General features: G+C 59.8%; 16 protein-coding genes. 13 read left to right on the top strand and 3 right to left on the bottom strand.

Annotated elements, in window-relative coordinates; translation table 11 throughout:
- Positions 1 to 1,788 (top strand): N-acetylglutaminylglutamine synthetase, encoded by a 1,788-nt coding sequence (gene ngg / locus MKI86_RS16925; RefSeq protein ID WP_241602932.1) that lies wholly within the window; start codon positions 1 to 3, stop codon positions 1,786 to 1,788.
- A 530-nt stretch (positions 1,789 to 2,318) separates the two neighbouring features.
- Here the strand turns inward: ngg and MKI86_RS16920 are convergent.
- Entirely contained in the window at positions 2,319 to 3,044 is a 726-nt protein-coding gene (locus MKI86_RS16920) for a FadR/GntR family transcriptional regulator (RefSeq protein WP_241602907.1), read from the bottom strand.
- Between the two features lie 159 nt (positions 3,045 to 3,203).
- On the opposite strand from MKI86_RS16920, the gene MKI86_RS16915 reads away from it, so the two are divergent.
- The 5 genes from MKI86_RS16915 to MKI86_RS23885 all read left to right on the top strand — a co-directional run bounded on the left by MKI86_RS16915 (position 3,204) and on the right by MKI86_RS23885 (position 8,536).
- The gene (locus tag MKI86_RS16915; protein WP_241602904.1) at positions 3,204 to 4,472 is read left to right on the top strand and encodes a sugar ABC transporter substrate-binding protein; all 1,269 of its coding nucleotides are present in this window, start codon (positions 3,204 to 3,206) and stop codon (positions 4,470 to 4,472) included.
- A 230-nt stretch (positions 4,473 to 4,702) separates the two neighbouring features.
- The gene (locus MKI86_RS16910) at positions 4,703 to 5,647 is read left to right on the top strand and encodes an ABC transporter permease (protein WP_241602901.1); all 945 of its coding nucleotides are present in this window, start codon (positions 4,703 to 4,705) and stop codon (positions 5,645 to 5,647) included.
- Positions 5,648 to 5,728: 81 nt separating this feature from the next.
- Entirely contained in the window at positions 5,729 to 7,159 is a 1,431-nt protein-coding gene (locus MKI86_RS16905; protein WP_241602898.1) for a sugar ABC transporter ATP-binding protein, read from the top strand.
- A 32-nt stretch (positions 7,160 to 7,191) separates the two neighbouring features.
- A complete protein-coding gene (gene attM, locus MKI86_RS16900; protein WP_241602895.1) occupies positions 7,192 to 7,980 on the top strand; it encodes an AttM family quorum-quenching N-acyl homoserine lactonase in 789 nt (262 codons plus the stop codon).
- Between the two features lie 154 nt (positions 7,981 to 8,134).
- A complete protein-coding gene (locus MKI86_RS23885) occupies positions 8,135 to 8,536 on the top strand; it encodes a YybH family protein (protein WP_370879997.1) in 402 nt (133 codons plus the stop codon).
- A gap of 210 nt (positions 8,537 to 8,746) precedes the next feature.
- On the opposite strand, the gene MKI86_RS16890 is transcribed toward MKI86_RS23885, so the two are convergent.
- Positions 8,747 to 9,802, bottom strand: a complete 1,056-nt coding sequence (locus tag MKI86_RS16890; RefSeq protein ID WP_306424470.1) for a Fic family protein — start codon at positions 9,800 to 9,802, stop codon at positions 8,747 to 8,749.
- A gap of 362 nt (positions 9,803 to 10,164) precedes the next feature.
- Between MKI86_RS16890 and MKI86_RS16885 the strand changes: the two genes are divergently transcribed.
- On the top strand, positions 10,165 to 11,247 hold the full coding sequence (locus MKI86_RS16885; protein WP_241602890.1) for an FAD-dependent oxidoreductase: 1,083 nt from the start codon (positions 10,165 to 10,167) through the stop codon (positions 11,245 to 11,247).
- Between the two features lie 535 nt (positions 11,248 to 11,782).
- Here MKI86_RS16885 and MKI86_RS16880 read toward each other — a convergent pair.
- Positions 11,783 to 12,697: a hydroxymethylglutaryl-CoA lyase gene (locus tag MKI86_RS16880; protein ID WP_241602886.1), complete on the bottom strand. Its 915-nt coding sequence runs from the start codon at positions 12,695 to 12,697 to the stop codon at positions 11,783 to 11,785.
- 192 nt (positions 12,698 to 12,889) lie between these two features.
- Between MKI86_RS16880 and MKI86_RS16875 the strand changes: the two genes are divergently transcribed.
- The 6 genes from MKI86_RS16875 (at position 12,890) to MKI86_RS16850 (ending at position 19,218) form a co-directional block, all read left to right on the top strand.
- On the top strand, positions 12,890 to 14,308 hold the full coding sequence (locus tag MKI86_RS16875; RefSeq protein ID WP_241602883.1) for an aldehyde dehydrogenase family protein: 1,419 nt from the start codon (positions 12,890 to 12,892) through the stop codon (positions 14,306 to 14,308).
- A gap of 6 nt (positions 14,309 to 14,314) precedes the next feature.
- Entirely contained in the window at positions 14,315 to 15,424 is a 1,110-nt protein-coding gene (locus MKI86_RS16870; protein WP_241602880.1) for an iron-containing alcohol dehydrogenase, read from the top strand.
- 31 nt (positions 15,425 to 15,455) lie between these two features.
- Entirely contained in the window at positions 15,456 to 16,115 is a 660-nt protein-coding gene (locus tag MKI86_RS16865) for a GntR family transcriptional regulator (protein ID WP_241602878.1), read from the top strand.
- 303 nt (positions 16,116 to 16,418) lie between these two features.
- Positions 16,419 to 17,396 (top strand): TRAP transporter substrate-binding protein, encoded by a 978-nt coding sequence (locus MKI86_RS16860; protein WP_241602875.1) that lies wholly within the window; start codon positions 16,419 to 16,421, stop codon positions 17,394 to 17,396.
- The gene (locus tag MKI86_RS16855) at positions 17,396 to 17,962 is read left to right on the top strand and encodes a TRAP transporter small permease (RefSeq protein ID WP_241602871.1); all 567 of its coding nucleotides are present in this window, start codon (positions 17,396 to 17,398) and stop codon (positions 17,960 to 17,962) included. Before MKI86_RS16860 ends, MKI86_RS16855 begins: the two co-directional genes overlap by 1 nt.
- A complete protein-coding gene (locus MKI86_RS16850; RefSeq protein WP_241602868.1) occupies positions 17,959 to 19,218 on the top strand; it encodes a TRAP transporter large permease in 1,260 nt (419 codons plus the stop codon). Before MKI86_RS16855 ends, MKI86_RS16850 begins: the two co-directional genes overlap by 4 nt.
- The last annotated feature ends 27 nt before the right edge of the window (positions 19,219 to 19,245 follow it).

Below are 19,245 nucleotides of genomic sequence, written 5' to 3'. Positions count from 1 at the left end.
GTGAAGGAAGCCAGAGGAAAGACCGCGCCGCGCCATCGCAGCAAGGGTACTCGTGCTGTGACCCATCGCCTCAAGCAACTAAGCACCCGGGCATATCCCGGGCGTCAGGTTGGCCGACCAGATGCCGCGGACGAGCAGAAGAAGGATGTCGCGCTGGATTGCGGCTGGGGGCGGCTACTCTTCGCTCCGACCTTCGCGGACGACGAGACGCTTCTGGGGAAGATGCGCGAGGAAGCGCCGTCGAGCCGTGACATCGCGTTCTACGTGCGTGATCCCCATGTGCTTTTGTCGCGTGCCCCACAGGAGGTGTTTCTAGACCCCTCCCACACCTTCCGGCTTAATCTCTCGACGTATAGGGCAAAAGCGCGCCGCATGCGTGGCGTGACCATCCGACGTCTGGCAAACGAGGCCGATGCGGAAGGCATCAATCGCGTCTACGCCGCGTGCGGAATGGTGCAGATTCGATCCGATTTCTTCTCCTCCGACCGCGATAACCGCCCGGTGACCTACTTCGTCGCACAAGACGATGCCACCGGCGAGATCGTCGGCACGGTCACTGGCATCGATCACCAGCGGCTGTTCGACGATCCAGAGCGAGGTGCTTCGCTCTGGTGCCTTGCTGTACACCCGCAGGCCCGACAGCCGGGGATCGGCGAACGGCTCGTCTGCAAGCTGGCTGAACATTTTCAGGCTCGGGGCCTTTCTTTCGTCGACCTTTCGGTGATGCACGACAATGCGCAGGCCATCAAACTCTACGAGAAGCTGAACTTCCACCGCGTGCCGCTCTTCACCATGAAGCGAAAGAACGCGATCAATGAGAAGTTTTTCGCGACGCCGCATCAGTCCTATGACGCGCTCAATTCCTACGCGAGGCTGATCGTTGACGAGGCGACGCGGCGTGGCGTGCATGTTGATATCACCGATGCTGAGGGCGGCTTCTTTCGCCTGTCCCACGGTGGGCGCACGGTCCATTGCCGCGAGAGCCTTTCGGAACTGACGTCGGGTGTCGCCATGTCGATCTGCGACGACAAGGCCATCGCGCGTCGTGTCGTTGCCTCCGCGGGGATCAAAGTTCCGGAGCAGATTGAGGTGGACGGCGATCGAGCGCGCCTGGAAGCCTTTCTTGCCGATCACGGCAAGGTGGTCGTCAAGCCAGCGCGGGGCGAGCAGGGGCAGGGTATTTCCGTCGGCGTCACCACAGTGGAGGCGCTCGATGCGGCCATTTCCATGGCCCGACAAGTCTGCAACAGGGTTCTGGTCGAAGCCTGTTTCGAGGGCGAGGACCTGCGGCTCGTGATTATCGATTTTGAGTTGGTTGCGGCTGCGGTGCGGCGGCCACCCCGCATTGTCGGCGATGGCCGCAGCAGGATTTCGGCGCTCATCGAGGTGCAGTCGCGCCGTCGGCAGGCTGTGACAGGTGGCGAGAGCCGCATACCGATTGATGCGGAAACGGAGCGTTGCCTTTCCGAGCAGGGTCTGGATTTGAATACTGTGCCTGAAGAGGGACGGGAGATAACGGTTCGCAAGGCGGCGAACCTGCACATGGGCGGCTCGATCCACGATGTTACTGAGACGGTGCACCCCGATCTGGTCGCCGCCGCCTGCGGGGCTGCGCGGGCGATTGACATACCGGTCGTTGGCATCGATTTCATGGTCCGCGATCCTTCGCAGCCGGATTATGTGTTCATCGAGGCCAATGAACGCCCGGGTCTGGCTAATCACGAACCTCAACCGACCGCGGCACGTTTCATCGACCTGCTGTTCCCCGGTACTCGCGCGACGGCCTAAATCCTGGTTTCCAGCCTTCTGGAGACTTGCATTGCGCACACGGGCTCTTCTTGCCGTTCAGCGCCATATGACTTTGTTCGCCATGAAAAGCGCTTCGTTTACCGGACCGTAGACGAAGCCAATGAGTCTTCCCGGATTTCCTCTTGGGCGTGACATCCGCGACAACAACGAACAAAATGAGCGTGCAGCCTGTCCGGTCCATGTGCGGATCTGCCTTGCTATGGCACACAGGCTGCGATTAGGCTCAGGCTCTCGGTAACGAGGCTGTCCAAGTCAAGCGATTTTGGACTAGCACAATCGCCCGCCTGCATGCGGACGATGTGGGCTCTGATACTGAATAGTGCGGTGTGTGGTTGGAGCCGCAGCCTTCTTGTAAGTTCGCCCGGGTGCATGCCTCTGTCCGTGCTCAGCGCGCGAGGTGCCACGTGACGCTCACGCGCGACCAACGTTATAGCGACAACAAGACCAGCATTTCGAAGAGCCCTTTAAATTCCGCTCTCGGGACCTGCTTCCATCATGACGAGATACGTTTACAGCGGTTCTTCGTTTGACCCGCTAAGCAGCAATCTCAGGCGGTTTGCTGCGCCGCGCAGGTGATCTTCCGCTGCAAGGCGCGCCTCCTGCGGATCGGTCTTCGCGATGGCATTGTAGATTGCAACGTGCTCGGATTGGACCTGCTCAAGCAGTGCGTTGCGCAACGTGCTCGCACGTGCCTTGCGTATGAAATTGCGGACGTGCGACTCAAGAAAGTCTGACATTTCCCGGAAATGCGGATTTCCACAGGCATCAACGATCTCTCGGTGAAACGCTAGATCCTCCTCTACGCCGGCCTCTCCGTTGTCGAATGCCGACTGGATAGCTTTGAGCCGGCGTTCGATTTCTTGAAGCTGTTTTTCGGAACGCCGCTCTGCCGCCAGCGCCGTCGCGGCGGACTCGACTGCCATCAGCAGTTCGATGACATTCTGCACATCGAGCGCGTCAGTGAGATCGACGCCCGCCAGCCGGAAGGCAACCTCTTTCGTCTCTATCACGAAGGCGCCAAGCCCCTGACGGGTTGCAACCAGACCATCTCGCTTCAGTGAGCCTATCGCCTCGCGTATGATCGGCCGGCTCACGCCGTATTTTTCAGAAAGAACACGCTCCGTGGGAAGCTTGTCGCCCTTGGCATAGGTTCCTGACGTGATGTCGGCACGGATACGGCCGGCGACCGAATCCGCAAGCGAAGGGCCGCGTTTTACCCTGTCATCTAGCACCATGCGAGTCCTCCGAGCGTTCCGTTTCCTGTCTCTACTATCCGGAGCGGTTTTAGCAGGCTTCGCCGGCCGCAACTGCTCCAATGCATCTTTTTCCGCAAGAATAGCAGAATCCACTTGTCAGGCAACCAAGTAATATGGTTCATTGTCCACAAGAGGAGGGTGGCCGCCGGTCACCACGACGGGTTCCGGTTCATCGAAGCGGGCAGGGTGCCGGGCGTTGGCCCCACACCGCCGCCGACGCATGCCCGGGTGACAGGCAAATCGTCGTCCAGCAACAAGCGCGGGGCCTCTCGGGTCGAAATCCGAAGCAATAGGGAGGAAAACATGAGTTTCTTTGATGACACCGTACGGTTGCGAAGACTTGCACAAGAGGCCACCGAATATGCGCAGTTCAGTCGCCGTAGCCTTTTAAAGGGTGCGGCTGGCGTCATCGGCGGCGCCGCCTTTGCCAATTCTGCGGTAATGGCAAGTGCGGAGGAGATCACGCCTCCCGCGCCGGGCAAGAAGGTGCGTATCGGCGTTCCGCTAACCTACGGGCCATTCAATCAGCCTTGGCGCCGTGGCTGCTGGCAAATAGTCAAGGCGGTGCTCGATGCGGGTGGCGAAGTCGTCACCGTTCGTGGCGAACCGACCAAAGCGAGCGAGCAGGCCGCTGCCCGCGCACTGCTTGATCACGGCATCGACGCCCTCGTCATGGGCATTTATTCCCAGGAATCCGAGACGGCCTATATTGCCGACGAAGCCCACAAGCGCGGCATCAAGACGGTTGGCTTCACGATCCCAGTGAAGGATTCGCCTGCCGTCATGGACGACGTTTGGGGCACCGCCACCACGCTCGGATATTTCGTTCAGAACTACTGCAAGCGTCAGGGCACCTTCGCTCAGACCGCAGAACAGCGCGGCTATTTCACGCCGTTCGACATGGAAGTCGACATGTTTGAGCTAATGTGCCGCTACGAGCCTCGAATGAAGGTTCTGCCCTTCATCGATGGCGGGCAGGGCACGACGGATGAAATCTCCGTGGGTCGCAAGAACATGCTGTCCCTGCTGCAGGCAAATCCTGAACCCGGCTCTCTCGCCGGCTTCATATCGTGGTGGTGGCCCTTTACGCTCGGAGCGGGGCAAGCGCTCAAGCAGATGAACCGCGATGACGTTCCGCTGTTCAACCACTACCTGTCGACACAGTTTCTCGAAGCCTGGGCTGCCAAGCAGGTTCCGGTGGTTTTCAGCTGCGATTCGCCGTTCCCGGAAATCGGCCGAAAGACCGGCGAACTCGCAGTTAAACTTGCCCGTGGCGAGGATGTCCCAAACATCGTCTACCGCATTCCGGTCATCACCAAGACACCGGATCAGGCGGCAGAGGCCCTTACCGAACTCAAAAGCATGGACGAGCAGGCGATCGCCCTGCTCAAACAGTTCGGCGGCTAAGGCCAGCCTGGCATGCGGCGGGCATAATCTTCCCGCCCGCCGCATGCGTCTGCCACCGCAAGACACACGGGTAAGCGGTTTAGGCCAAGGCCGACACTTGCCTTCTATCGATCAAGAACGACTGGAACAGAGCAGTGACGCAAGCTGAGCAGAAAAGCCTCACGCAGGTGAAGACGATGCAAAAATCTATGGCAAAGACACAACCCGCGGGACGAACAGAATCCGTTGCCATGCGGTTTCTGCGGCGCTGGGGAACGATCATCGTGCTCGTGCTGGCAGCCGTCGGCTTTTCCATCGCTTCGCCTTATTTCGCGACCGCCTCGAACCTCAACAACATCCTATTCTCGATGATTGTCAGCGCACTGGTATCGCTCGGCCTGACATGGGTTGTCATTTCCGGCAGCTTCGATCTGTCGATCGGGCTGACGGTGACCACGTCCTCGATCCTTGTCGCTTTCCTGATTCCGACCCTTGGGCCGTGGGCTGCCATAGCCGTCGCGCTCGTTGCTGCCTGCATGATCGGCGCGGTCAACGGCATACTCGTCACCTATGGCCGCCTGTCCGGCATCGTGGTGACACTGGGGGTGATGTTTGTTCTTTCGGGTATCAACATTTTCATTACCGGCGGCTACCAGGTGCCGGTCGGGTATGACGAGACGGCCTTCCTCTATCTGGGTCAGGGCAAGCTCGGCATAATCGGTGTTCCGGTGCTCATCCTGCTTGCCGTGTTCCTCGTTGCCTTGATCGCGGCCACCCGCACGCGCATCGGCCACTATATCGCCGCCGTCGGCGACAATCCGATGGCGGCCTTCTATTCCGGCATCAACGTCTATCGCTGGGTCATTCTCGCGTTCGTACTGTCTGCTCTTATGTCAGGCATTGCAGGGGTGATTGTGACTTCAATATCCTCTTCAGCGCAGCCTGTCGGTGGGGAAGGCTATCTGCTGGAGGCATTCGCTGCCGTGTTCCTCGGCGCAACCGTCCTTGGCAAGGGCAAGCCGCACCTGTTGGGCACGCTCGTCGGCGTCTTCTTCCTCTATATGGTGGATTCCGGCATGAACATGGTCGGCTTCCCGTTTGCCGCGCGTCACATCTTCCAGGGGCTGGTTCTCATCATCGCGGTCGGCGCCAATGCGCTTCTCAACCGCGAAGAAGTCCATCTCAAGTTCATCTGAGGTGAAGCGATGACTGGAACAGCACTCATCGAACTGAAAAATCTCGAGAAGGAATTCGCTGGCACCAAGGCGCTGAAGGGTGTGAGCCTCAGCTTCCTGGCCGGCGAGGTCCACGGCCTGCTCGGCGAAAACGGCGCAGGCAAGTCAACCTTGATCAAGATACTCACCGGCGTCTATTCACCCAGCGCCGGCGAGATTTTCCTCGAAGGCACGCCTGTGCGGGTCTCAAACCCGCCAGAGGCACACCGTCTGGGCCTTGGCGCCGTCTATCAGGACGCCGAACTCGTCTCCAGCTTTACCGTCGGGCAGAACATACTGCTTGGAAACGAACCGGGGTGGTTGCGCATCAGTGACCGGGCGATCCACGAAGAGGCGACCGCGATCCTGGCCGAAATGGGCATCGAGCTCGATGCAAGCCGCATTGCGGGCACACTGTCGGCCGCCGAGATGCAGCTTGTTACGCTGGCGACGCTCTTCCATCGGCGATACAAGCTGATCGTGCTGGATGAGCCGACGGCCCGTCTTTCCGCCGCGGAATCGGAAGTGCTCTTCCGGATCATCGAGCGCTTCAAGAAACAGGGTATCGCCATCGTTTATATCTCCCATCGCCTTAAGGAGGTGCAGGAAATCTGCGATCGTGCAACCATCCTGCGCGGAGGGCTTGTCTCAGGTACACTCAACCGCGGCGAAGTCACCGAAGATCGGGTGACCGAGCTTATGGTTGACCGCAATCGCGCAGAGCTATCGACCTACAATGATGGCAGCCGGGTTCGCTTAGATGTTCTTCTAGAGGCGACTAACTTGGCGACGACCAACCTGTCGCCGCTGTCCTTCACTATCCGGGCGGGCGAAGTTCTGGGCATCACGGGGCCGGTCGGGGGCGGCATGGAGGATGTTGCGCGTGCACTCGGCGGCGTCGTCCGTCACACGGGCACGGTGAACCTGCGCGGAAAGGCCATCGACGTCAGCACACCCATCGCCGCGCGGCGTTCTGGCGTGGCGCTCATTCCCGAGGACCGCCGCAAGCAAGCGCTCTTTCCGGCGCTTTCCGTTGCCGAGAACATCTGCCTTCCGGTGCTGAATAGGCTGGAACGGTTCTTCACCGTCCGCCCCGGTGCTATGAAGGAATATGCCGACGACGTAATGGACCAGCTAGCGGTGCGGCCGCGCAACGCCGCCATCCAGGTCCGCTTCTTTTCCGGCGGCAACCAACAGAAGGTGGTCATCGGCAAATGGATGAGCGCCGGTGCATCGCTCTACATCATCGCTGAGCCGACGAACGGCGTTGATGTCGGTGCTATCAAGGAGATCTACGACATCATCCTGCAGCTTTCACAGCAAGGCGCGGCGGTGTTGCTTGTGTCGTCTTCATTGCGCGAGATGCTGGCACTGGCCGATCGCGTGATGGTCATTCACGACGGTAACCGGGTCGCGGAAGCCCCAAAGACCAATTGGACCTACGATGAGCTTCTCGCCGTCACCCTGAGCGGCAAATCGAAAACCGCGGCGTAAGCTGCATCAGATCCACGATAGGAGGAGACCCCATGAGCACAGATATCAGGCTCTACATGTTCCAAACCGGCCAGATCCGGCAAAAGGAAGTCGACATTAAGCTTGGCTATAGCCAGGACACGTTCTTCACGCCGATACCCTGGTACCTGATCGTGCACCCTAAGGGTAATATTGTCATCGATGGCGGTACAGCCGTCGAGGCAGCCCACGATCCAGAAGGCTGGTGGGGCGAGACGACCAAGAAGTACTACCCGATCATGGATCCGATGGAGGGCTGCGTGAACCAGCTCGCCAAGATCGGCATGAAGCCTGCCGACATCAAGTTCGTGCTTCACTCACATCTGCATCTCGATCATTCTGGCGCCTGCGGCAATTTCCCTAAAGCACGCCATCTGGTCCAGCGCCGCGAAATCGACTGGGCTTTCTCCGCCGACTGGTTCATGCAGGGTGGCTACATCAAGAAAGACCTGACCAAGGACGGCATCACCTGGGACGTGATGGAGGACGAAGACCAGTATGACGTGTTTGGCGACGGCAGCGTCCAGACGTTCATGTCACCGGGGCATACGCCCGGTCACCAGTCAATCATGGTGCGGTTGCCGAACACCGGTCCGATCCTGCTCGCGATCGATGCGGCCTACACGATGGACCATTGGAACGAAAAGTGCCTTCCCGGTGCACTGACCTCGGCACGTGAGGCAGCAGCGTCTGTTCGCAGGCTGCGCCGTATTGTGGAGAAGGAAAACGCGATTGTCGTGCCTGGCCATGACATGGAAACCTGGCAGGCCTTCAAGAAAGCGCCCGTGGAATATTATGACTGATCTTCGAAAGCTTGATGCCGTCGGCGGATATCCGCTGGCGGCTGACGTCGCCGTGGCGTACCGGCACTAGGCGGAGCCCCGACATTTCTATTCGACCTAAACATAACCCACGATGGCCGCCGCAAGGCTTCCGTCCTAGAGCTCCTGTTTTCAAATGCATGACATAATTCTCGATGAGATACAGCAGAGGTGGAACGCTGCGGCAGCGACCTGGGATAGCAAGGCGCTCGCCAGGATCTATACGGGCGACGCCGTTTTTTTCGGCTTGTTGCCAAGGCTCTATGTCGGCCGCTCGGAGGTCGAGGAGTATTTCGATAGTTACCGGAACACGCTCCGGGGCGTCACACTTTCTCTCGTTGATCAGAATATCCGTGCCTTTGGCGTGGGTGCGTTGATCGCGCAGGGGTTCGGCAACATCATTAATCGCCATCTGGACGGTACGATCGTGCACAACCGAGTACGCTCTTCGTTTGTCGTCGTGAATACGAAGGGGGAATGGCAAATAGCGCTGCATCATTTTTCGACTTTGACGTCGTCTGCAAGTGGAGCATCTTGACTCGATATGCGCGCGCTTGAGCAATGAAGTGGGTGGAAGAACCTGTCCTCCAAAAACGTCGCGAGTGGAGCCAGATCTTAGATCTCTTGCGGCGACACGCTGAAGATCAAGAATGAAATTGACGATAAATACTATCTAGTCGTACGTCTGGGCCATAGGTTCATATCGCTTCAAGATCAAATCCATTCAGATGGGCCTGACACCACTTCGTTAGGAAAGACCGTACCAGGCGCCGCGGCCGGCACCGTGCAGGACGAGGTGCCCTTGATCCACGAGCGCCCTGAGATGATCCTTAATGGTGTGACGGCTTGCAGCGGTGATCCGTGCAGCCTCCGCGACCGTAATCCGCCCGTGCTCGCGGGCCAACTCAAGCAATGTCACGGACAATTCCGGCATGTCGGCGAGGATAATTCGTTCGCGCTCCATTTTTTTCTCAAGTTGCGTCTTCTGCCGATGCAGCGCTCTCAGAAAGTACTCGATCCAGGGATTCCAGTCTGGCTCGGCGGTGCGGATCGTTCCCTGCGTGCGCCGAAGCGAGATGTAATAGCTCTCCTTGCTTTGCTCGATTATGCTCTCGAGGGAGCTGTAGGGCACGTAAGCGTAGCCGGCCCGCAGGAGCAACAAGGTCGTCAGAATACGTGATAGGCGGCCATTACCATCCTGGAATGGATGGATTTCCAGGAAAACAACAACGAAAATCGCGACGACCAAAAGTGGATGGAGCCGCTTTTCTCGCTCTTGTTCATCCAACCAGGTGATCAGCTCTTCCATTCGACGCTGCGTATCGAACGGCGATGCCGTTTCGAAAACTACGCCAAGGCTCCGGCCCTGTTCGTTGAACGCTTCCACGTTGTTGGAGAGGGTTTTGTACGCGCCGCGATGCCGCTCGTCCTTTGTCGAATGCGTAAGAAGGTCGCGGTGGAGCTGACGGATATGATTCTCGGTGAGCGACATAGCTTCGTAAGCACTGAAGATGGTCTCCATCACCTGCGCATAGCCGGCAACCTCTTGCTCATCGCGTGTCGTAAACGACCCAAGGCGGATGTTTGCCAGAAGCTTTTCGACCTCTCGGTCTGTGAGGCGTGCCCCTTCGATACGTGTAGAGGAACCGACGCTTTCGATCGTGGCCACACGCCGGAGGCTGGACAGCCGCTCAGGCGCGATCCGGCCGATCGCACGCCAAGCACCCTTGAACTCGTCGATTTCGGCGATGAGCGACAGGACTTCGGGCGTGATCCGGACGGTCGCCGTATTTAACAATTCCATTTACGCATCCATTTCCACCCAATTCCCAAAACGCTGGCATGCACTATTTATTCATCCATTTCCATCCAATTTCCATCGGAAGCTGTCTGATATGTCACCAGATGAATTGCAGATCGGTCCTCCTATGTCATGGTCAAGGTACTGGCCACCGAGCACGAGGATTTCCAAGTCTCTGACATCTCTAGGAACTCGCGTGAGATCAGCGCGGAAGAACAGCGGGTCGTAGGTTCGATCCCATTCAAGAGCTTAAGTTCCACTCGTGTCCGAAGTCCAATCTTCGTGCGCTGCCCAGTTGGAAACAAGAGTACGTGGAACGCTTCGATTGCAAGGATAACAGCTAAGACGAGAAGCTGTACGGGGCCATGTTGCTCAAAGAAATGGTGGAGGAATCGGGCGTCGAGGTGCTGCTGCGCGCCAACGTGGTCCAGACAGTGATGAAGGATGGCGCAGTGCGCGGGCTTCTCATCCGCACCAAGTCCGGCGAGAGCCTGGTCCTGGCCAAGGCGTTCGTGGATGCATCCGGTGACGGCGACGTTGCGGCATTGGCGGGCGCGCAGTTCATGCTGGGGCGTGAAGGTGATGGGCTGACCCAGCCCATCACCTCCTACTTCCGCGTACTCAACGTCAATGTTCCGGCGCTCATCGCCGATTGCGAGGCGAACCGGGCGGACATGTGGGAGGTCGTCTATCCGAAGGAAGCCGGCAATCGCAACGAAGACTATGCCATGGCCGTGCTTCTGACTGGCTTCCAGCAGCGCATCAAGGACAAGGTTGCCGAAGGCTTCGACGGGATCATCCCGAAAGATCACATCACCATGAAGACGGGGCTCATCCCCGGCGAAATCAGCGTCAACGTAACGCGTTATCAGGGCAATGGCCTCGACGACCGCGACCTGAGCCGTGCAGAGATCGAGATCCGCAAGCAGGCCTATTGCGCGTTTGACTTCCTGCAGCGCTATGTCGGCGGCTTCGAGGATGCGATCTTCCTGGAAGTCGCGCCCAAGCTTGGCGTGCGTGAGACCCGCCGCGTGACCGGTCATTACATCCTGACGGAGGCCGACGTGCGAGGCAACGGTCGCTTCGACGACGCCATCGGTCTTTGCAATTCGCCCGTCGACGTGCACGAGCCGGGCGGCAGCCGCGCCATCATGGACCATGTCGGCATCGGTTACGGTATTCATTGGCGCACACTGGTTCCGCTCGATGTGGACAATATCCTCGTTGCCGGACGGTGCATCTCCGTCGATGCCATCGCCTTCGGTTCCACCCGCAACGTGCCGGCCTGCACCATGACGGGTGAAGCGACAGCAATTGCGGCAGCCTTGGCGGCGAAGCGCAACGTTCCGACATCCGCGATTACCGCATCGGAAGTGCAGGCTCGGCTGAAGGCGCTTGGCGTCTGGCTTGGAACCCCCGATGAGGACGTTCCAGATGTTCTCAAGTAGGCGGGCTGACGAGAGGGGAGATGGTGTGCGCTCAGCCCAACTCCACTGCACTTGGCCATCTGCCGAAGGCCGTCTAAGGACCACTGTGCAATCAGGAAGAGCGGACACGGTGGCGTCGGACTCGTCGTTCTCAAGAGCACGGCGTTTGGCCAGAAAGGCAACATGTCACCGCCGTTACGTCAATGACCATGATCCGGCGGCCGTGCCGGCCTGTCGGGCGATTGGTAACGCGGTTCATGTTCCTGGTTCAAAGTTGTTCGGCCAACCTCCCACGGCGGTCATGCCTGTGATTGAAACGCCGCCCATACTCGCTATTCGCCGACCCGGACGCCAAGCAACGCCAAGGCACTGTTTGAAAACGGCAATGACGCGCCCCCACAGTCCGAACGACGAAGCTCCCCGGTCGCTATCGATGCGCTACCCGTGGAGCGCGCCACTTGGTCCTCTGACGCCTGCCTTTCGTCAAAGCCTCGGCGTCAATGCGCGGGCTGATGCTATTATGTTGCAACAAGCAGACGCGGTCAGATCCGAGCATCTAGGCGTAAACGCGATCGCTGGTTCCTGCTTTCATGACATAGCCAGGCGTGGCATGGCCAAGCAAGGCCGGAAGCTCGCATGAAAGTCCGATCAACGCTGAAAGATCCACGCCTGTATCTATCCCGCAAGCGTGGAACATATGAACCAGATCCTCGGTGCAGACATTTCCCGTCGCACCGGGGGCATAGGGGCAACCGCCGATACCGCCAAGTGCGGAGTCGAAGCTTCGGATGCCGGCATCATAAGCCGCAAGTGCGTTAGCGAGCCCCATGTCGCGCGTGTTGTGCAGGTGGAGCGTCAGCGGCAGGTCCGGGTGATGCCGGAAAATTGTCGTCGTGAGTTCACCGACCTGACGGGGGTTGGCGACGCCGATCGTATCTGCGATCGTAATGCCTTCGATGCCCATTTCGCGATAGATATCGATGGCCCATAGCACCCGCTCCACCGATTGGCGACCCTCGAACGGGCAGCCAAACGTCGTAGCGAGCGTGCCGTTCACGAAGAAGCCGCTGCCCGCGATCACTGTCATGATTTCCTTGAACTGGGCAAGCGACTGGTCGCATGTCATCCGCATGTTGGCGAGATTGTGCCGTTCTCCGATGGACATGACGAGGTTCACCTCGTCCACGACACTTTCCAGCGCACGCTCCGCGCCGCGCACATTGGGCACGAGTGCCGTGTAACGCACGCCCGGCACGCGCGTTATGCCCTGGAGTACGTCGGCCGCGTCGCGCAGGTTCGGAATCGCTTTCGGCGACACGAAAGATGAAACCTCGAGACGCCTGACACCCGTGCGCGAAAGGCCGTCAGCAAGTCGGATCTTCTCCTCGGTCGCAACGAAATCTGGCTCGTTCTGGAGGCCATCCCGCAGAACGACCTCATTGATCTCTACGCGATCCTTTTCCTCTGCCATATCCACCTCCTGTTTTCGCGGGTCATGCCGGCTAACATGCGTCACAGAAAGTAGCAATGAGAATATGAGCTGATACATCAGATGAAATTTGTGAGTTGAAATTGGGCTGGCTTTGTTTTATGTCCATCGTGATGTCTTATCTGATGCATCACAGCATGCAGCATTTGGCCGTGACCGCGGCCTGGAGGAACAATGTCGCAGTCCGCAGATCATAGTCATATCGCACAACTCGTTTGCCGGGCGCGCAGTGCGCAGGCCATCCTGAACGGCTACACCCAGGAGCAGGTCGACCTAATAGCCGGTGCGATCGTATACCATCTCTCACGCCCCGAACTGGCAGCGACAATTGCAGACATGGCTTATGAGGAGACGAAGATGGGCCTTGTCGAAAGTAAGCGCGCCAAACTTACGCACAAGATGCCGGCGATCTTCCACGACATCCGTAAAGAAAAGACCGTCGGCGTCATCGACCGCGACAACGAGAACGGCATAATCACTATTGCCAAGCCCTACGGAGTCATCGCGGCGCTGGTGCCAAGTACCAACTGCGAGGCAACGCCGATCTTCAAATCGGTTCTGGGCATCCGCGCCCGCAACGCCGTGATCTGCGCGCCGCATCCGGCCAGCAAAAATACCACCATCTTTGTCGTCGATGTCATCCGCCAGGTTCTTCGTGCGCTCGATGCCCCGGAAGATTTGGTCCAGTGTATCCTGGCACCGTCTAAGGCGCTCGCCGCCGAGCTCATGGCCCAGTGCGACGTGACCATGGCGACAGGCTCGGGTGATATGGTGGCCGCGGCGTATTCTTCCGGCAAGCCGGCCTATGGGGTAGGTGTAGGCAATGCTGCTGTGATCATCGACGAGACGATCGATCTGGCGGAAACAGCCTCGAAGATCAGGATCGGCAAAACCGGCGACAATGCCTCCGGGTGCTCGGCCGAAAACGCCATCATTGTCCAGGCCTCCGTCTATGATGGCTTTCTGCGCGCACTCGAAGAGGAGGGGGCGTATATCGCGACGGTCGAAGAGAAGGCGAAGCTCCAGGCCGTGCTCTGGGAGAACGGCCATGTCTCGCGCAAGGTCGTTGCTCGCCCTCTCGCTGAAATCGCGGCCCTTGCCGGCATCGACGTGCCTGTCGGTCGCAAGTTCATCGTGGTGGAAGAGCAGGGCGCCGGTGCCGACTATCCGTTCTCCGGCGAAAAGCTCAGCCTTGTCCTCACCTGCTACAAATACGATGCCTTCGACGACGCCATCGCGCTGGTCAACGTCATCACCGGCTATTCTGGTGCCGGCCATTCCTGCGGCATCCATTCCAACGATCCCGAGCGTATCCTGAAGCTCGGCCTCGAAACGAAGACCTCGCGGGTCATCGTGCGCCAGTCGCACGGTGTTGCGAATTCGGGCAGCTGGTCCAACGGCCTGGCGAAGACCTTCTCGCTCGGCTGCGGTAGCTGGGGTGGGAACTCGGTATCCGAAAACGTCACCCAGAAGCACTATTACAACACGACGCGCATCGCCGAACCGCTTGACCGGTCGGCGCCCGACGATCAGGCCATCTACGGCCCCCTGCTCGGGAAGATCGCCGCCGTGCATATCGCTGCGGGAGCCTGAACGACTATGAAGTTCGCTGTTCGCCCACAGCTTCATGGCTACGACACCTTTTCCGCCTTCACCGAAGCCCATGCCGTCACGGAACGGGATCTGATTTTCACGCAACGCGTCCTGCATGACGCCTTCATGAAGGATACGCCGGCGCAGACCTTGTTCTATGACGACTTCTGCGGCGGCGAGCCGACGGATGTCGCCGTGGACGAAATGCTGCGTGCTGTCCGCAAGCTCGGCTTCGAGCGTCTCATCGCCATCGGCGGCGGCTCGATCCTCGATTGCGCGAAGGTGCTGGCGCTGGATTCGGATGAGACAGTGGCAGGACTTTTCGCGGCCGGCGTGCAGCCGGGCCGCAAGCCGGGCCTTTTCCTGATCCCGACGACATGCGGTACGGGTTGCGAAGTTACCTGCGTTTCGGTCTTCGATTTCCCGTCCATCGGCAGCAAGATCGGCAAGGGTTTCGACGCGGGTTTTGCAGACCACGCCGTCCTGATCGACGAGCTCCTGTCGAAGATCCCGTATCATGTCTTTGCGACATCCTCGGCCGACGCGCTCGTGCACGCCTTGGAAATCTATCTCGCGCCGCGCGCCAGCGCCTTTACGGACATGTTCTGTATGGCGGCCATCCGCGCGATCCTGCAGGGCTACATGCGCATCGTGCAACATGGTCGCGATGTCATCCAGCAAGACGCCAAGGCATATCTGACCGCCAGCAACATGGCGGGCATCGCATTGGCAAACGTGCTCGCCGGCGGCGTTCACGCGATCGCGATGCATTTCGGCAGCGCGCATCACGTGCCGCACGGCGAGGCGACACGGCTTTTCCTGCCGCCGGTCTTCAAGATCTATTACGAGAAGGCCCCGGACGGAAAGATCGCCGATATCGCGCGCCTGATCGAGGATGTCGTGGGCGTGAGCGATGGCAGCAATCCCTTCGATGCGCTCGATGCGCTTCTTGCCGCGGTGGTGCCGACACGGCGGCTTGGTGAATACGGCATGACCGCCGGTGACGCGGGCCGGTACGCCGACAAGGTGATCGAGACGCAGCAACGATTGCTGGTGAACAACTATGTTCCGCTGTCGGCGCAGGATATAGCGAGGGTATATAGCGAACTTATGTGAAAGAGGCCCTGCGGTGTCCAGAGGGAAGGTAATGACGCGAAACTATTCCGACAAGGCGTATGAAACGCTGCGGGACAGGATCATCAATGGTGGTCTGCGTCCGTCGGCTCCCCTCGACATTCACCGCATCGCCAGTGAATTCGAAATGAGCATCACGCCGGTACGCGACGCCATCAAGCGGCTGGAAGCCGACGGGCTTGTGGAGGTCATTCCGCGCTCCGGGACGTTTGTGCGCCATTTCACGATCCAGGACCTCATTAAGGGGTACGAACTGGTCGAGGCGCTCGATGGCATGGCGGGATATCTGCTGGCCGAACGTGTCGCCGCCGGCGACGTGGATGGACAGGAACTGGAAGCGCGTCTGACGCCGCTGGTCGACAGGATGGAGGAGAATCTGGACCGCGACCAGGCGCGGATATGGGCGGAGCTGGATGGGCAATTCCACCAGATCATCTTCGACATGTCCGAAAACGCGCTGATCGCCAGCAGCTATTATTCGGTTCGCGACCAGATGAAATCGGTGCTGTCTTTTGTCAGCCCGATTTATGTCGACCGGGCGAATTCCGTCCGGGAGCACCGGTTGATCATCGCGGCCATTGCTGCCGGTGACAGCGAGAAGGCACGCAAGCTTTGCCAGGATCACCGCCATCTCGTGCGCGAGATCCTCAAGAAGCTGCTGCTTCAGATGTAGAGACGGTTCGGGAGGTATATGAGGAAGACAGTCCGGCAGCCAGAATGGCGCATCGCGCGGTGCGTGGCAGGCAGCAATGCCCGCCGGCCAGTCGGCCAGACAAGCCGGTTCGGCGTCGTTCGTCGAACCACCTGATCGGCGCCCCCAAGGGGAGGCCCGTTCGACCCGGCAGATCGGTTTCATGGCAGCGACACCTGTAACGCAGGTGCGCGTGGCCCGCCGTCGCCCCTGACAGGTCGGTCTTCGGGAGGGGAGCCCGAAAACACCAACTAGACAGCTCGTGACAACAAGTGGAGGATAGTCATGAAAGTTCGTAATATCATCGCCGCTCTGGTCGTTTCATTGTGTGCCAGTTCCGCAGCTGCCCAGCAGTTCCAGATCTCGCACAGTGCCGCCGTCGGCAATCCTAAAGACACCGCGTCCCTGAAATTCGCAGAACTCGTCAAGGAGCGTACGGACGGACGCATCACCATCGACGTCGGAACAAGTTCGCAGTTCGGCGATGATGCAGAGAGCATTACCAATATTCGCTTGGGCACCATCGCGTTTTCGGCGAATGCGCAAGGTGCGACGTCGGGCGCGGTTCCTGAGATCGGGCTTTTCGGCCTGCCTTTCCTGTTTCAGAGCCTTGAGCAGGCCGAGACCGTCATGGACGGCCCGGTCGGTGAGAAGATCGCGGCGGCGGCTGAAAAGCAGGGCATCCTGGTTCTTGCGTGGTGGAACAACGGTATTCGCGAGACGTCGAACTCCAGCAAGCCCATCCTGGCTCCGGGCGATCTCGCCGGTCTGAAGATCCGCACGCCGCCGGACCCGATGACCATCGACATTTTCGAAGCGCTCGGCGCGTCGCCGACCCCCATGGCCTTCTCCGAACTCTACATCGCGCTCCAGCAGAAGGTGGTCGACGGTCAGGAAAACCCGCTGATCAACATCTTCTCCTCGAAGCTCTACGAGGTTCAGCCCTATATCAGCCGCACCAACCACAAATTCGAATCCACGCCGTTCCTCGCTTCGAAAATCGTCTTCGATTCGCTCTCGCCGGAGGATCAGGACATCATTCGCAAGGCCGCCATCGAGGCGGGCGAGCTGAACCGTAAGATGGTCCGCGAGCAGAGCGAGGAACTTTATGCCAAGCTGCAGGAGGCGGGCGTAACGTTCAACGATGTGGACCCTGCACCGTTCGTTGCAGCGACGCAGCCGGTCTACGAGAAGTGGCGCGCGCAGTATCCCGAGCTCGTCGACGAGCTGGTTGCGGCGGCCAGGCAGGCGGCGGCGCAATAATGGGGCTGGCCAACTCCCCCTTCTATGACGTCAAGGCGGGTCCACCCGCCTTGCGCGTCTCAAACTGGGCTGGCCTCGTCATCGGCTACGCCGCCATCGCGATTTCCGTCGGCTCCATCGTCGTCATCTTCCTGGCGCTGATGGCCGAGGTCCTCGTGCGCTACTTCACCTCCGCCGGCCTCGGCTGGCCCAGCGAGGTGCCGAACCTGCTATTCCCATGGCTTATCATGGGCGGCATCGTCATCGGCGCGCAGCGCGGCAGCCATATCGCCGCCGAAGCCATCCGCAGCTATCTCAGCACCGAGCAGCTGCGCAGGCTCCTTATACTGTTGCATGCGATGGTCGCCGTCGCGTTCTGCTATCTCGCCTGGCTTTCGCTGCAGGTCATCGCCATCACCAAGGCGCAGGTCTTCCCGATGACAGGGCTGGGGCAGGCCTGGGCCTATTCGGCACTGCTCTTCGGCTTCGGCGGCATCGCGCTTGCATCGGTCGTCAACATCGTGCGGGTCGCCTTTGCGCAGGACCCGCAATCCCTGAATCAAACCGATCCGGAGCACGCGCCATGACTGCGATCATGCTCGCCGTTTTCGCGGTCCTGCTGGCGCTTTCCATGCCGGTCGGATACGCCCTCATCATCGCCTCGGGTGGCGCCATCCTGTGGCATGGTGGAACGCCCACGGTGCTGGCCGTCGTCAAGCTGTTTCAGCCGACCCAGAGCTTCCCGCTGCTGGCCATCCCCTTCTTCATCCTGTCCGGCTCGCTGATGATGTCCGGCACGCTCGGCCAGAAGCTCGTCCAGCTCGCCGCCGCCCTCGTCGGTCGCTTCCATGGCGGTATGGGCCAGGTCACCGTCGTCGGCTCCACCATTTTCGGTGGCGTCTCCGGCTCGGCCGTCGCCGAGGCCTCGGCCCTCGGTTCCATGCTCATTCCCTGGCAGAAGCGCGAGGGCTATCCGGCCGGCTTTGCCGCCGCCGTCACCGCATCTTCGGCCACGATCGCCGGCCTCATACCGCCGTCGATCCCGCTCATCCTCTATTCGACGGTTGCCAATGTCTCGATTGCGGCCCTGTTCACCGCCGGCATCCTGCCCGGCCTGATGCTCGCCGCCGGCATGATGCTGGTCTGCTATCTGTCCGGCCGTATCCGTAATTTTCCGCGGCTGACCGACCGCTCGCAGTTCCCGCCCTTCGGCAGGCTGTTCGTCTCGGCTCTGCCTGCGCTCGCCATGCCACTCTTCATCGTGCTTCTTCTGCGCGCCGGTATCGCGACGCCGACCGAGGTCAGCGTCATCGCGGTGTCGTATGCGCTGGTCGTCAGTGCCGTTGTCTACCGTGACCTGACCCTCAAGAGCATCTACGCCGCGCTGGTCGGGACCGTCGTCACGACAGGCATCGTCATGCTGGTCATCACCGCCTCCAGCCTCGTCGGCCACGTGCTGATCACGGAGCGGATCCCCACCATCGTGGCACAATGGGCGCAGCAGACGCTGGGCACGATGATCCTGATCATCCTCATGATGAACATCATTATGCTGGTGGTGGGCATGTTCCTTGACCTTCCGGCAGCGATCCTGCTGCTGGGCCCGACCTTCGTGGCCATCGGCCAGGCGATCGGCCTGGATCCAATCCAGCTCGGCATCATGATCTGCATCAACCTGTCGATCGGCCTGTTCACCCCGCCCATCGGCACCACGCTGTTCATCGGCGCGGCCATTGCACGCGTTCCCATCGGAGTCGTCGTGCGCGAACTCTGGCCGTTCTACCTCGTCGCAGCGCTTGCCCTTGGCCTCATCTCCTACGTCCCGGCCCTGACCATCTATTGAGGACGAGTGTCGGTCGGCCGCGCCCCC

The sequence above is a fragment of the Shinella sedimenti genome, assembly GCF_022601905.1.
GTDB classification, from domain to species: domain Bacteria; phylum Pseudomonadota; class Alphaproteobacteria; order Rhizobiales; family Rhizobiaceae; genus Shinella; species Shinella sedimenti.
The sequence above is the reverse complement of the archived record's forward strand: the minus strand, read 5'-3'. Positions and strand labels throughout refer to the sequence as shown.